The sequence below is a fragment of the Rhodovulum sp. YNF3179 genome (genome assembly GCF_050586465.1).
In the GTDB taxonomy this organism is placed as follows: domain Bacteria; phylum Pseudomonadota; class Alphaproteobacteria; order Rhodobacterales; family Rhodobacteraceae; genus CAJXYS01.
Window position 1 is genome coordinate 35867 of record NZ_JBOCEG010000001.1, and the last position, 14141, is coordinate 50007.

A 14141-nucleotide genomic window follows, 5' to 3' on the forward strand; every position below is an offset into this window, starting at 1 on the left:
GGGCACGCCGGGGCGTCATCCGGAAAGGGCGGCGCGGGCGGCCGCCAGCGTGGCCTCGCGCGGGCCGTCGGCGTCCAGGCGCCGCCAGTCCGTGACGGCCGGGGCCGCGTCCAGCTGCAGCCGGACCACGCGGGCGTCGGCGTCGGAGGCGTCGCCGATGCGGGCCGTCACCCGGTCGAGCATCGTGTCGGCCGCGGCCTCGAGCCAGATCCCGTCGAAGGCCACGCCGGCCGCCCGGGCCAAATCGCGGGCGGCATCGCGTTCGGCGGCATGCAGGAAAACCCCGTCGAGCACCACCGCGTGCCCCGCGCCCAGGGCGCGTTCCGCGCGGTCGAACATCATGTCGTAGACTGCGGCGTTGATCCCGGGCGCGTAGGCGGAATCGGGCAGGCGCGTCAGGGCGTCCACGCCCATATGCGCCTTGCGCAGAAGGTCGCTGCGCAGGTGCAGCGCCCCCGGCACCGGCCCGATCCCGGGCGCGAGATCCCGCGCCAGGGTGGTCTTGCCCGTGCCCGACAGCCCGCCGATCGCGATCAGCCGCGCCGGCGGCGGGGACAGGAAGGCGACCGCATCGTCCAGGTAGCCGCGCGCGACCTGTCCCGCGGCGTCGCCCGTGCCGTCAAGCCGCGCGGCCTGCACCGTGGTCATCGCCCGGATCGCGGCGCGAAGCGCAAGAAAGAGCGGCAGCGCCGCCAGCCCGTCAAGCTGCGCCGGGTCACCGGCATGAAAGAAGTAGCGGTTCATGACGGTGTTGGCAGCCTCGGGCAACCCGGCGTGCCGCAGGTCCATCAACAGGAAGGCAAGATCGTAGAGCACGTCCATGGTGCCGAGGCGCTCGTCGAATTCGAGCGCGTCGAAGGGCACCGGCCGTCCGTCCAGCGCGACGATGTTGCCGAGATGCAGGTCGCCGTGACCGCGCCGGACGTGACCCGCCCGCGTTCGTGCCGTCAAGAGCGGCTGCACCGCGCGCCATGCCGCGCCGATCCGCGCGCGGTAAACCGCCACGCGGTCGGCGGGCAGCACGTCCGTCATGCCGGCGAATGCGGCGTCGAGCTCCGTGACGATCTCGCCGATCAGCTCCGCGCCGTCGGCGTCCCGGCGCGGGGCGGCGGCGTGATAGGCGGCGATCCCGGCGCCCAGCCGCTCCGCCATCGCGCGGTCCAGCCCGCCCGCCGCCGCGATTTCCGACAGTTCCGCGCCAGCGGGAAACCGGCGCATGTGCAGCGCCCATTCCACCGGCTGGCCGGTGCCGTGCAGCGCCAGCGTGCCATCGGGCGCACGCGTCACGGCGACGAGCCCGAGGTACAACTCCGGTGCGGCCGGCGCGTTCAGTTCCATCTCGCGGCGCAGCATCGCCGCGCGTTTCTCGGGCGTCGAGAAATCGAGGTAGTCGTAGCGCACCGGGCGCTTGATCTTGTAGGCGTCGTCGCCGGCGAGGAAGACCAGCGCGGCATGGGTCTCGCGCCGCTCGACGGGCAGGCCGCCATGGGTCGCCGGATCTCCGAGCAACGCTTCGACCGCCGCGACGTGGCGGTTTTCCGGGCGTTCGGGGACGGAACTCTCTGCCATGGCGGCAGGGTGTCACGGGCCGGCCTGCCGCGCCTTGAGCCGGATCAACCCCGGGTGCTCTCAGGCGAAATAGCCGTCCAGGATCCGCCGGTAGATCGCCGTGAGCTGCCGGACCTGGTCCAGCGGCACGCGTTCATCCACCTGGTGCATGGTTTCGCCCACAAGCCCGAATTCCACCACCGGGCAGTGATCCTTGACGAAGCGCGCGTCCGACGTGCCGCCGGAGGTGGACAGCACCGGGGTCACGCCGGTCTCGGTCTCCACCGCGGTGGCGACGAGATCGGAAAGCGGCCCCGGCGGCGTCACGAAGCTTTCGCCGGAGACCCTGGTGTCCATGCGGATCTCGACGCCCGTGCCCTCCGCCGCGCGCGCCGCCTCGCGCCGCATCCAGTCGATCAGCGCGTCCGAGCTCTGGGCATCGTTGAACCGGATGTTCACGGTCGCCCGGGCCGCGGCCGGGATCACGTTGTTGGCCGGGTTGCCGACATCCACCGTCGTCACCGCCAGCGTCGAGGGGTCGAAGTGATCGGTGCCTTCGTCCAGCGTGGCCGAGGCCAGCCGGTCAAGCAGGCGGATCAACGGCGGCAGCGGGTTGCGCGCGCGGTGCGGGTAGGCCGAATGGCCCTGCACCCCGCGCGCCGTGAAATAGGCGGTCATCGACCCGCGCCGGCCGATCTTGATCATCTCGCCCATGCGTGCGGGGCAGGTCGGCTCGCCCACGAGGCAGGCGGACATGGCCTCGCCCTCGGCCGCCATCCAGTCCAGCAGCGCCGCGGTCCCGTCCACGGCATCGCCTTCCTCGTCGCCGGTGATCGCCAGGATCACCGCGCCGTCGGCGGGCGGCGTCTCGGTCACGAAATCGATCGCGGCCGCGGCGAAGGCCGCCACGCCGGATTTCATGTCGGTCGCGCCCCGGCCCCAGAGCTGGCCGTCGCGGATCTCGGCGCCGAAGGGATCGACGCTCCAGGCCGCGCGGTCGCCGACCGGCACGACGTCGGTGTGGCCGTTGAACCCGAAGCTGCGGGGGTGGCCCCTGGGCCCCCAGCGCGCGAAGAGATTGGCGATCCCGTTCCGGTCCACCCGGTGACAGGTGAACCCGGCCGCCGCCAGCCGGTCTTCCAGCAGCACCAGCGCGCCGCCTTCCTCGGGCGTGACTGACGGGCAGCGCACCAGTTGCGCGGTCAGCTCGACGGGATCGGTGGGCATCGCGGTCTCCTCTGGCGGCCAGGCGTCGTCGAAGAAGGGCGTCAGCTGCGCGACGATCACGGCGTTCTCGTCCAGTGCGCGCTGCATCAGGCCGCGTTCCTCGTCGCCGATCTCGTGGCCTTCGGCGATCCGTTCCTCGGCGGTGCCGTAGCCGGTGACGTCGAGCGGGGCGAGATCGGCCTGTTTCAGGATCGCCACGGTCTCGCGCACGGCTTCGTCCTCGTCCACGCCCGAGGCATAGCATATGAGCGCGGCGCCGGTGGCGCCCTCGGGCAGCCCGTCGCCTGCCTTGCGGCCAACCTGCACCAGCAAGGTGTAGACCTCGTGCCGGGACTTGCCTTTCGTCATCGCGCTATCGCTTTCTGCCGTTTCGCGTCAGTCGTCGTAGCCGTTCGCCGCGAAGGCGTAAAGCCGCAGCTGCTCGGCGCTGTAGGGGCGCATCGGCAGAACGCCGTCGCCGATTTCCGAGAGCGCGGGCGAGAGATAGCGCAGCCCCGGCAGGGCGGTCTCCAGGCCCGGGCCGACGCGGATGCCCTTCGTGACGGGGCAGGCCTCCAGGATGCCGTCGTCGATCAGGCCGTTCGTCAGCGGGTCGAAGCGCGGTGCCGGGCCGGGGCCGGCGGTGTTGACGACCGCCGCGGCCGCCATCTGCGCAGCGGTGCCGTCGGGGGTCGTGTAGGCCACGACCAGCTTGCCGTCATCCGCGCGTCGGACCGCCGAGACCTGGCCGGCGACCATCCGCGTGCGTCCCGCCGCCGCCAGCCGGTCGAAATCGCGGATCGAGTCCCGGGTGCCCCTGAAGAACCGGCGCTCGACGCGGGTGGCGGCGCGGCGGGCCTCGTCGCGATCCGGCACGAAGCTGGTCAGCCGTTCGCGGAAAAGCCAGCCATAGAACCCACCCTGCAGTTCCGCCATCCGGTCGCCCCCGGCCCGGCAGCGGGCGATATCGGCATCGAGCGCGGCCAGGAAGGTCTCGGCCGTCCGGTAAGGCGGCGCGAGGCCGGGCGTCGCGGCCGGCCTTCGGGGGTGATGGGGCGCGGTCGGCTCCGGCAGATGCCCGGTCCGGGAGATCACGCTGAACGCGAGCCGCGATTCCTCCGTCACTGACTGCACCAGCCGCAGCACGTCCAGCATCGCCGCGTTGCCGCCGATACAGACGATGGGCCCGCCGTTGCGCGCGAACCCGGCGATCGCGGCCTCGTTGCCGTAGGGGGTCTCGAAGGCCGGCGCGCCAAGGCCGGCGCAGAGCGGCTGGTTGACCGGGCCACCGGTCGCAAGATCGACGCTGTCAGCCACCATGGCGGTCCCGTCCGAGAGCGACAGCCGGAACGCGGGGCCATCCCGGCGCAGGCCCGTCACCTTCGCGGGCAGGCGCATGATCTCCACCCCGGCCTCGTCCAGGCGCGCCAGCCCGGCCTCGATCCTGGCGCGCAGGTAGTCGCCGAAGATCGCGCGTGGCAGGAACAGCGCCGCGATGTCGTCCCGCGCAACATGCGGCGCGGCGGCCGCCAGCCAGTCCGGGCGGCGGCCGGCCATGCGTGCCGCGATGTCGTCCCAGCGCGCCGCGGCCCAGTCCACGAAGGCCTCGTCGATCAGGTAAGCGGGCGAATTCAGAAGCCAGGCGAAACGCCACGGCGCATCCGCGGGATGGTCGGCATAGGCAAGGCCCCGGCCGAGCCGGGCCACGGCCGGGCCGATCACGGTCAACCGGTCGCCGCGCCCGAGCGGCGCGGAAACGGCAAGCTCGGCCGCGCTCAGCCCGTCGCCGATGATCGCATGATGGGTCATCTCGATGATCCTGGTTACGTCACACGGAACGGGCGGGCCGGTTGCCGGCCCGCCCGCAATCTGGTGGGATCGACGTTGCGCCGCGCATGGCCGGCCCGGCAAGCACGGATCGCCGCCGGGGTCAGTCGCGCAGCAGCTCGTTGATGCCGACCTTGCTGCGGGTCTGTTCGTCCACCCGCTTGACGATCACCGCGCAGTAGAGGTTCAGGTTGTTCTTCGTCGGCATCGAGCCCGAGACGACGACCGAGTAGGGCGGCACCTCGCCCATGAAGACCTCGCCGGTCTCGCGATCCACGATCTTGGTCGACTTGCCGATATAGACCCCCATGCCGAGCACCGCGCCCTCGCGGACGATGCAGCCCTCGACCACCTCGGACCGGGCCCCGATGAAGCAGTTGTCCTCAATGATGGTGGGGCCAGCCTGCATCGGCTCCAGCACGCCGCCGATGCCGACGCCGCCCGAGAGATGCACGTTCTTGCCGATCTGCGCGCAGGAGCCCACGGTCGCCCAGGTGTCGACCATGGTGCCCTCGTCGACATAGGCGCCGAGATTCACGAAGGACGGCATCAGCACCACGCCCGGCGCGACGAAGGCCGAACGGCGCACGATGCAGTTCGGCACGGCGCGGAAGCCGGCGGCGCGCCATTCGCTGTCGCCCCAGCCCTTGAACTTGCTGTCGACCTTGTCCCACCAGTGGCCGCCTTGCGGGCCGCCGTCCTGCTGTTCCATGTCCTTCAGGCGGAAGCCGAGCAGGACCGCCTTCTTGGCCCACTGGTTCACGTGCCAGTCGCCGTTCTCCTGGCGCTCCGCCACGCGCAGCTGGCCTGAATCCAGCGCGTCGAGCGTCGCCTCGATGGCCTCGCGGGTCTCGCCGCCGGTCGCGGGGGTGATCTGGTCGCGCGCCTCCCAGGCGGCTTCGATGGCGGTCTCCAGCTGGGCGTTGGACATGCGGCGTCTCCAATTCGTATCTGGCCTCGTCGGAGTTGAGCCTATAGATCAACGCTGGTCCCCGCGCAACGCAGGCAAACCACCGAGGAGGCTGCATGACGGACGATTCCCCGAAGCGGGTCTTTCCAGACGCCGGCGCGGATATTCGCCAGGCCCAGGAGATGCCGGAGACGCCGCAGACCCGATCGCCGGCCTACCGGCTGGCCTTCAACGACGACGATTTCATGGCCCGCGACGAACTGCGCCCGGTGCGGCTGCAGCTCGAGCTTCTGAAGCCCGAACTGCTGATGAGCGAATACGGCATCGAGAGCACGGTGGTGCTTTTCGGCGGCGCGCGCATTCCCGAGCCGGATCTGCGGCACACCGCCAGGACCGAAACGCTGGCGGCGCTGGCGGATTACTACCAGGTCGCGCGGGATTTCGCGCGGCTTCTGACCGAGCGCTTCCAGACCGACGGCGTGCGTGACAACGTCATCGTCACCGGGGGCGGCCCCGGCGTGATGGAGGCCGGAAACCGCGGCGCGGCCGATGCCGGCGGCGTGTCGATCGGGCTCAACATCGTTCTGCCGCACGAGCAGGCGCCGAACCGGCACGTCACGCCCGAGCTCTGCTTTAATTTCCACTACTTCGGCATCCGCAAGATGCATTTCCTGCTGCGCGCAAACGCCGTGGCGATCTTTCCGGGCGGGTTCGGCACGCTGGACGAGATGTTCGAGGCGCTGACCCTGATCCAGACCGACCGCATGGCGCCGATCCCCTTCCTGCTTTTCGGCAAGCAGTTCTGGGAGCGGATCATAAACTTCGAGGCGCTGGCCGAGGCCGGCACGATCTCGCGCGCGGATCTCGACCTGTTCCGGTTCGTCGAGACGGCCGAGGAGGCGGTCGCGCTCATCGAGCGGTGGCACCGCACCGGCGGCTACTGATCGGCGGCGAGGCGGTATTCGACGAATTCGGTGCGCTGGAACATGTTCTCGTTGTCGTCGGAGATCATCGTCAGCCGGATCGCGCCGGCCGCGTCGCGCCAGACCGAGATGCCCTCGAGGTTGTCATGGGTGCCGAAGCCGGTCTCCAGCAGCGTCGTCTCGGCGGTGATGCCGCCGGGCCCGAGACTGAAGACGCGCACCCGGCTGGCGAAGCCCAGCAGGCCGCGGAATTCCCGTTCCAGCAGGTAGAGCCGCCCGTCCGGCCCGAAATCCGCGCCCACGGGCAGCAGTTTCCCGCGGCGCGGCAGGTCGAAGGGCCGGTCCCAGGCGCCGTTGCGGAACCGGTAGACCGGGAACGGCCGGTCCCAGGCGCCGGAACGTTCGGGCAGCGTGTAAAGCGCGCCGTCCGGCCCCCGCGCCAGCGCCTCCAGCGCCGAATTGTTCTGAAGGTGCGCGAAATCCGGGTGCCGGGGCAATGGGCGGGCCCGTGCGCCGGGCGCGTCGTAGACATCCACCCGGTGTTCGGCCTCGAAGGAAATGTAGAGCCGGCCGTCCGGGCCCATTGCCAGACCCTCGGCATCGACGCGGTAGCGGGTCAGCGGCGCGCCGTCCGCACCCTGCAGCGTGTAAAGCTTCGCCTCCCGCACGGCCGTGATGGTTCCCGTCGCATCGCGCGAGAGCCGCCCGGTCACGGCGATGCCGCGGTCGCCGACCGCGGTGAAGGCCGCGCCCCCTTCCGTCACGGCCAGCCCCGAGAGCCCGGCGACGCGTGCATCGCTGACCTGCCAGTGAAAGCTGCCGACCAGCTCCAGCCGCTCGCCGGCGGTCGCGCGACCCGCCGGGGCGAGCGCCAGGAGGAGGGCCGCGATCAGTCCGAGGCGAGAACGCGGGCGCATTGGCGAGGCAGGTCGGCCATGGTGTAATCCCGCGCGCCCCGCTTGCGCTTGGCCGGTTTCGCCGGTTCGGCGGGGGCCTCGGGCGGGTCCAGGTAATCCGTTACCCACCACGTCAGCGTCTCGTCGCAGCCATCCCCGCCATTGGAGAGGTCGGCCACGGTCGGGCGCTGGGTCTGGCAATCGCGGGATCCTCTGGGGCATTTGAGACGCACGTGAAAATGATAATGGTGACCGTAGAGCGGCCGGATCTTCTGCAGCCAGGTGCGGTCGCGGCCCGCGGTCCGGCACATTTCGATCTTGGCCGGCGCGGTGACGAAGATGCGATCGACCGCGGGATCCTTCGCCGCGGCCTTCATGATCGCCATGTGCGCCGGTGTCCAGTTCCGATTGACGCTGCGCTGGTCGGCCGAGCGGACCGAGATCGCCGAGAGGCTCTCGCGTTCGGCGCGGCTGAGATCCATCCGCTTGGCCGGGTAGAGCCAGATATCCGCGTCGAGCCCGGTCTGGTGGGACTGGTGCCCGCTGGTCATCGGGCCGCCGCGCGGCTGGGAAATATCGCCGATATAGAGCCCGGCCCAGCCCTGCCGCACGGCCTCGCGCGAGAGCCGCTCCACGAAGGCGATGGTCTCGGGATGGCCCCAGTTGCGGTTCCGGCTGAGCCGCATGGCCTGCCAGGTCGGCCCGCTCTCGGGCAGTTGCACCAGCCCGGCAGCGCAGCCCTTGGCATAGCTGCCGATGGCGGCCGGGCTCTGGCGCGAGGCGTCCCGGATCGCGCCGAAGAGCTGGTTGGCCTTGGCGCCGTCATGTCCGGATTTCGAGGCGACGCTTTCCCCGTCGGACGGGCCGTCGCCGCAGGCGGCCAGCGCCAGCATCAGCGCCGGGATCAGGAGGGATCGGGTTCGGACCATGTGGCGGTGCTCTCCCCTTGGGCTTCGACCCAGACTAGCAGGATCAGACCGATCAGGAACAGGACAATGAGCGGCGTCACGCCGAGACGCTGGCTGTCCGTTGCCCCGGTGACGACCGCGATCAGCAAGGGCGCCAGCCAGGTGGTCGACTTGCCGGACAGCGCGTAGAGCCCGAAAGCCTCGGTCATGCGGTCGGGATCGGCCTGGCGGACCATCATCGTGCGGGATGCCGATTGCAGCGCGCCCCCCGCCGCGCCGATCAGGCAGCCGCAAACGTAGAAGGCGATGTCGGGCAGGGCCGACCTCGGGGCGACCGGCAGGCCCAGAACCGTGGTCTGCGAGATCGTCACGACCACCGTGCAGACCAGCAGCAGCACCGTGATGCAGGTGGCGATGACGGGTTTCGGCCCGAACCGGGAATCGGCATGCCCGCCCGCCCAGGCGAAGATCGCCCCGGTCACGGCGGCGAGAATGCCGAAGACGCCCACATCGACCACCGACCAGCCGAGCACGCCCAGCGCGTAGATGCCGCCGAAGGTGTAGAGCCCGTTGAGCGCGTCCCGGTAGAAGAGCGCCGCGCCGAGATAGGCGAAGAGGCTGCGCGTGCGGGGCAGCCGCCGGATCGTGCGCCAGAGCCCGGTCAGCGACTCGCGCAGCGTATCGGCGCGGCCCGCGCGCTCGATCTTCGGGGCCGGGCGCTCGCGGACCCACAGGAAGAACGGGATCATGAAGACCGCGTACCATAGCGCGACCACCGGCCCGACCGACCGGGTCCCCTCGCGGACCGCAGGGTCGAGCCCGAGGATCGGCTCGATCCCGAGGAAGGTCACGCCGGCATCGTTCTCGGCGAGGAAAAGCAGCATGAGCGCCAGCGACAGCACGCCGCCCGCATAGCCGAAGGCCCAGCCGGCCCCCGAGATCCGGCCGAGTGCGGCGCGCGGGCCGAGATCCGGCAGCAGCGCGTTGGTGAAGATCGTGGCGAATTCCATGCCGACGAAGCCGATGCCGAAGGCCAGCAGGATCCAGGTGACGTTGTCGGAGTCCGGATAGGCCCACCAGAGCCCGAAGGCCCCCGCCATGTAGAGCACCGAGAATCCGGCGATCCACGGCATCCGCCGCCCGTTGACGTCGGCGACGGCACCGAGCAGCGGCGCCAGCACGGCGACGCTCAGCCCCGCGATCGTGAGCCCGAACCCCCAGAGCTCCTGTGCGCGGGTCGCGTCGCCCACCACGGTGGCGAAATAGGGGCTGAAGACGAAGGTCAGAAGCAGGGTGTTGTAGGGCTGGCTGGCCCAGTCGAAGAACATCCAGCCCCAGATCCGTTTCCGGTCGATCCCCGACATGACCCCTCACCCGTTACACGCCTGACGGGATATGACCGGGGCCGTCGCTGCGTGGCAAGGGAATTGTCAGGGGCCGGGCGGCCACGGGCGGGCGGCGTCGGCGGCGATCCAGGCGCGCACGTAATCCGGCAGCGGGGGCGAGCGCGTCTCGGCGCCGAGCGCGGCCAGCACCTCTTCGGGCGGCACGATCCCGGCGCTGCCGGTCACCGCGGCGCGGTAGAGCACCGCCGACAGCGCCTCGCCCCGGCGCCACATCGACTGCTCGATGTAGAGGAAGCGGTGATCCCAGCCGACGCAGCGCGACCGCATCTCGAAGCGGTCGAGGATCCGCGTGCGCCGCCGCCAGCGCACCGAGGCGCCGGCCATGGTTAGCCCCCAGCGCTCGCGCCGGAGCACCGCGATCAGGCCGGCCCGTCCGGCCAGCGGAATGCGCCCGAGATCGTAGAGCGTGAGCGACCGGCCGTTGTTGAGCTCCATCCAGATGTCCAGGTCCCACGGCCAGCAGACATGCTGCGAGACATGGGTTTCGGTGATCCCGAGCGGCGGGCGCCACCGGTTGAGCAGCAATTCCTTGGCGAAGCGGACGAAGGGGTACATGCACGGGCTCCTTTCGGCGCGGCACCAAAGGCAGGCCCGGCATCCGCGTCAAGCGCAACGTCGCGGCAGGCATGGCTTGCCAAGCGGGCGCGGGACACTTAGGTCTTGGCGCGTTACACGCGGACGGGCGTGACAAGGGAAGGGCCGCGCATGACGTCGCTTTTGCAGATCCTGCTGCTCATCATCGATGTGCTCTGGTTCATCGTGATCATCCACATCATCATGAGCTGGCTCATCAACTTCCAGGTGCTGAACCTGCGCCAGCCGCTGGTCGCGCAGATCTGGGACGGTCTCAACCAGCTGCTCGAGCCGATATACGGCCGCATCCGGCAGGTTCTGCCGGCCATGGGCGGGCTCGACCTGGCGCCGCTGGTGTTGCTGATCGGGCTGTACGCGCTGCAGATCGTCATTCGGAACAACATGTACGCCTTCTGAGTTAGGTTCAGGCCCGGCGGCCGGCGTCCGGCCGGCACCGCGTGGCGACCACGACCGGAGGTGTGCCATGGCCGACCCGAAACGCGACCATCCCAACGTTCCCGAAATCGACCAGTCGGACCGGTGCGTGCCGGTCAACCTGCGCCAGTCCGGCCCGACCCCGGTCGAGATGCTGATCTCGACGCGGGTGCGGAAATCCGCGTTCTGGCACCTGTCGGTGGAGGCCGGCTGCTGGCGGGCGACGGTCTATAACCGCATGTATCACCCCCGCGGCTACGTGAAGCCCGAGGATGGCGGCGCGATGATGGAGTATCACGCGCTGGTCAACCGCGTGACGCTGTGGAATGTCGCGGTCGAGCGCCAGATCCGCGTCAAGGGCCCGGACGCGGAGGCCTTCGTCGATTTCGTCATCACGCGCGATGCCACCAGGATCGCGCCGATGCGCGGCAAGTATTCCATCCTCTGCAACGAGGCCGGCGGCATTCTCAACGACCCGGTGTTGCTGCGCCTCGCCGAGGACGAGTTCTGGTTCTCGCTGTCCGACAGCGACCTGATGCTGTGGCTGCAGGGCGTGAATATCGGCCGGCGCTGGGACGTCGACATCGACGAGATCGACGTCTCGCCGCTGCAGATCCAGGGACCCCGCTCCGAGGCGCTGATGGCCGAACTCGTCGGAGAGGCTGTCCGCGATCTGCCCTATTACGGGCTGATGGAGGCCGAGATCGGCGGCGCGCCGGTCGTCGTCAGCCAGACCGGGTTTTCCGGCGAGAAGGGCTACGAGGTCTATGTGCGCGACTCGATGGCGAATGCCGAGGCGGTCTGGTACGCGATCCGCGGCCAGGGCGCGCGGCACGGGCTGCGCGTGATCGCGCCGGCGCATCACCGCCGGATCGAGGCGGGGATCCTGTCCTGGGGGCAGGACATGGATGCTGAAACCTCGCCTTTCCAGGTCAATCTGGCCTTCCAGGTGCCCCGGGAGAAGGCGGCCGACTACATCGGCAAGGCCGCGCTGGAGCGCCAGCGCGCCGAGATCGACGCCGGGCGCTATCCCTTCGCGCTCAAGCTCGTGGGGCTGAAGATCGGCGGCAAGCCGATCACCGATTACGCGCCCGATTTCTGGCTGATCCAGGATTCCGACGGGCAGCGCGTGGGCTACGTCACCTCGCCCTGGTGGTCGCCCGAACTCGAAACCAACATCGCGCTGGGCTACGTGCCCTGGGCGCTGTCCGGCGTCGGGACCGCGCTGCAGGTCGAGCTTCCGGAGAAGTATTCGCGCGTATCCGGCAAGCCCACCGCGGCGGCGGTCACCGAGGTGCCGTTCCGTCCGTCGGCCCATCCGAGCGCCCGCGAACAGGCGAAGGCGCATGGCCGCGACTGGGCGGATTGAGGCGGCTCAGACCCGTTCCACGTTGAGCCAGACGCCGCCCTCCGGCCGCAGGGTCAGGATAAGCACCGGCTTGGGCGCGCGCCCGGGCACGGTGGCAAAGCGGAACCGCGCGACCAGCGTGGCCAGGATGATGATGGCCTCGGTCATGGCGAAACTCGCGCCGATGCAGATGCGCGGCCCGTCGCCGAAAGGCAGGTAGGCGTAGCGGTCCCGCGCGGTTCCGGGCGCGAAACGGTCGGGGTCGAAGCGATGCGGATCGTCCCAGAGCTGGTGGTTCCGATGCAGCGCGTAGATCGGCAGCATCACCGTGTCGCCCGGGCGCACCGCGCGCCCGCAGAGCGTGTCCGCCTCGCGGGCCGTGCGCGACAGGAAGGCCGCCGGCGGATAGAGCCGGAGCGTCTCCTCGATCACCTGGCGGGTATAGGTCAAACGCGGCACGTCCGCGGCCGTCGCGGTCCGGCCCTGCAGCACGGTCTCGGCCTCGGCGCGCAGACGGTCCTGCACGCCGGGATCGAAGGCGACGAGGTAAAGCGCCCAGGACAGCGCGAGCGCGGTGGTCTCGTGACCGGCCACGATGAAGGTCAGCAGGTTGTCGCGCAGTTCGGCCGTGTTCATCTGCCGCCCGGTCTTGGGGTCGGCGCCGGCCATCAGCAGATCCAGCAGGTCGGGCACCTCTGGCGGCCCGGCGGCGCGCCGGGCGTCGATGGCGGCGTCGGCGACGCGCTTCATCTCGCGGTTGGCGTTCGTCGAGAAGAGCCGCCCCGGCCGCGGCACCCATGTGGGTATGCCCGCCACGTCCAGCAACGAGACCCGCGCGGTCTGCGCGATGTACTGATCGATGGCCCGGTGCACCGCCTCGCGGTCGAAGGAATCCCCGCCCGAGAACGTGACTTCGCCGATGACCTCGAAGGTGGCGGCGACCATTTCCTGGTGCAGGTCGGCGGCACGCCCGGCGACGGTTTCGAGGCGACGGGCGGACCGTTCGGCGGCGGCCGACATGATCGGGGCGAGGGCGTCGATGTTACGGGCCGAGAAGACCGGCGCCGCCGCCCGGCGCTGCCAGCGCCAATGCGCGCCCTCGGCGATGAACAGGCTCTCGCCGATGGCCGGGCGGAGGATGTTCTTGGTGACGTCGGATTTTGGATAGTTGTCGAGCCGATCCTTCAGGATGCGGCGGTTGGCCCCGGGATCCATCACCATGTGCCAGCGTGCCCCGGTCTTGCCCGAGACGATGGGCTGGCGGGTGGCGATTTCCGGGATCAGTTCGAGCACGTTTCGGCGTGCCACGCGAAAGGATTTCAGGATTCCCCAGGGCTCCGTCACCAGGGGAACCTGCGGGGGGAGTCTCTGTTCCGGCGCCGTCGTGGTCATGGCCCGTCCTTCGCACTTGCCGCATCACCATATGGCCCGGCCCTGCCGCGGGGCAATCCCGGCGATGGATTGCGTGGTGCGCGCGGCTGCGCTAAGGCTCGGCCAAGCCTCTACGGAAAGGATTTCCGATGACGACCGCCGCCCGATTGCGCACCTGTCTCGCCGCCGCCGCGCTCGGCCTGCTCGCCGCCTGCGGCGCCCGCGAGGAGCTGCCGGAGACCCCCGAGCCGATGGGAGATTTCCGTCTCGGCTATACCGTCGTCGTCGAGGAAAATGCCGAGCTCGGCCCGTTCACGCGCGAGGCCGAGCCGGGACTCTGGCGCAGCGAACTGACCCAGGCGATCGATCGGCGGCTTGGCCGCTACGAGGGCGACGCCTATTACCACGTCGCGGCCAATGTCGAGATGTATGTCCTGGCGCTGCCGGGCGTGCCGCTGCTGGTGTCGCCGAAATCGGCGCTGGTGCTGACCGTGAATGTCTGGGACGACGCCACCGGCACCAAGATCAACCTCGAGCCGAAGCAGATCACCGTCTTCGAGAGCTTCTCGGGAAAAACCGTGATCGGGTCCGGCCTGACCCAGTCCCGCGAGGAGCAGGCGCGCAACCTTGCAGAGAACGCGGCGGCGAAGATCCACGAGTGGATGCTCGAGAACACCGCGTGGTTCGAGGCGGCGGAGAGACCCGCCGCGGAGGGGGGCGAAAGCGGCCCCGGGGAGGTGACGCTGCCCCCGGTTTTCGAGGTGCCCGCGGCCCCGGCCAACTGACGCTT

13 protein-coding genes are annotated in these 14141 nt (G+C 70.2%); 4 read left to right on the top strand and 9 right to left on the bottom strand.

Annotation, left to right across the window (positions count from 1 at the left end; translation table 11 throughout):
* Positions 1-15: 15 nt before the first annotated feature.
* The 4 genes from ACQ5SP_RS00170 to dapD all read right to left on the bottom strand — a co-directional run bounded on the left by ACQ5SP_RS00170 (position 16) and on the right by dapD (position 5512).
* A complete protein-coding gene (locus ACQ5SP_RS00170) occupies positions 16-1569 on the bottom strand; it encodes an AAA family ATPase (RefSeq protein WP_430935191.1) in 1554 nt (517 codons plus the stop codon).
* Positions 1570-1629: 60 nt separating this feature from the next.
* Complete coding sequence (gene dapE, locus ACQ5SP_RS00175) at positions 1630-2775, bottom strand: succinyl-diaminopimelate desuccinylase (RefSeq protein ID WP_430936247.1); 1146 nt, start codon at positions 2773-2775, stop codon at positions 1630-1632.
* Between the two features lie 375 nt (positions 2776-3150).
* The gene (locus ACQ5SP_RS00180; RefSeq protein ID WP_430935193.1) at positions 3151-4563 is read right to left on the bottom strand and encodes an FAD/NAD(P)-binding protein; all 1413 of its coding nucleotides are present in this window, start codon (positions 4561-4563) and stop codon (positions 3151-3153) included.
* Positions 4564-4684: 121 nt separating this feature from the next.
* On the bottom strand, positions 4685-5512 hold the full coding sequence (gene dapD, locus ACQ5SP_RS00185) for a 2,3,4,5-tetrahydropyridine-2,6-dicarboxylate N-succinyltransferase (RefSeq protein ID WP_430935195.1): 828 nt from the start codon (positions 5510-5512) through the stop codon (positions 4685-4687).
* Between the two features lie 95 nt (positions 5513-5607).
* Between dapD and ACQ5SP_RS00190 the strand changes: the two genes are divergently transcribed.
* A complete protein-coding gene (locus tag ACQ5SP_RS00190; RefSeq protein ID WP_430935197.1) occupies positions 5608-6435 on the top strand; it encodes an LOG family protein in 828 nt (275 codons plus the stop codon).
* Here the strand turns inward: ACQ5SP_RS00190 and ACQ5SP_RS00195 are convergent.
* The 4 genes from ACQ5SP_RS00195 to ACQ5SP_RS00210 all read right to left on the bottom strand — a co-directional run bounded on the left by ACQ5SP_RS00195 (position 6429) and on the right by ACQ5SP_RS00210 (position 10179).
* Positions 6429-7331 carry an esterase-like activity of phytase family protein gene (locus tag ACQ5SP_RS00195; protein WP_430935199.1) on the bottom strand — a complete coding sequence of 301 codons (903 nt, stop codon included), beginning with the start codon at positions 7329-7331 and terminating at the stop codon, positions 6429-6431. The genes ACQ5SP_RS00190 and ACQ5SP_RS00195 overlap by 7 nt on opposite strands.
* The gene (gene mepA / locus ACQ5SP_RS00200) at positions 7304-8239 is read right to left on the bottom strand and encodes a penicillin-insensitive murein endopeptidase (RefSeq protein WP_430935201.1); all 936 of its coding nucleotides are present in this window, start codon (positions 8237-8239) and stop codon (positions 7304-7306) included. Before mepA ends, ACQ5SP_RS00195 begins: the two co-directional genes overlap by 28 nt.
* The gene (locus ACQ5SP_RS00205; RefSeq protein ID WP_430935203.1) at positions 8215-9582 is read right to left on the bottom strand and encodes an MFS transporter; all 1368 of its coding nucleotides are present in this window, start codon (positions 9580-9582) and stop codon (positions 8215-8217) included. The genes mepA and ACQ5SP_RS00205 overlap by 25 nt, the downstream gene beginning before the upstream one ends.
* 66 nt (positions 9583-9648) lie before the next feature.
* Positions 9649-10179: an acyl-CoA thioesterase gene (locus ACQ5SP_RS00210; protein WP_430935205.1), complete on the bottom strand. Its 531-nt coding sequence runs from the start codon at positions 10177-10179 to the stop codon at positions 9649-9651.
* A gap of 150 nt (positions 10180-10329) precedes the next feature.
* On the opposite strand from ACQ5SP_RS00210, the gene ACQ5SP_RS00215 reads away from it, so the two are divergent.
* Positions 10330-10614 carry a YggT family protein gene (locus tag ACQ5SP_RS00215; RefSeq protein ID WP_430935207.1) on the top strand — a complete coding sequence of 95 codons (285 nt, stop codon included), beginning with the start codon at positions 10330-10332 and terminating at the stop codon, positions 10612-10614.
* 67 nt (positions 10615-10681) lie between these two features.
* Positions 10682-12001, top strand: coding sequence for a glycine cleavage T C-terminal barrel domain-containing protein (locus tag ACQ5SP_RS00220; RefSeq protein ID WP_430935209.1), 1320 nt, complete (start codon positions 10682-10684; stop codon positions 11999-12001).
* Positions 12002-12007: 6 nt separating this feature from the next.
* Here the strand turns inward: ACQ5SP_RS00220 and ACQ5SP_RS00225 are convergent, their stop codons facing one another.
* Positions 12008-13372, bottom strand: a complete 1365-nt coding sequence (locus ACQ5SP_RS00225) for a cytochrome P450 (protein WP_430935211.1) — start codon at positions 13370-13372, stop codon at positions 12008-12010.
* A gap of 128 nt (positions 13373-13500) precedes the next feature.
* Between ACQ5SP_RS00225 and ACQ5SP_RS00230 the strand changes: the two genes are divergently transcribed.
* Positions 13501-14136 carry a hypothetical protein gene (locus ACQ5SP_RS00230; RefSeq protein WP_430935213.1) on the top strand — a complete coding sequence of 212 codons (636 nt, stop codon included), beginning with the start codon at positions 13501-13503 and terminating at the stop codon, positions 14134-14136.
* Positions 14137-14141: the final 5 nt, after the last annotated feature.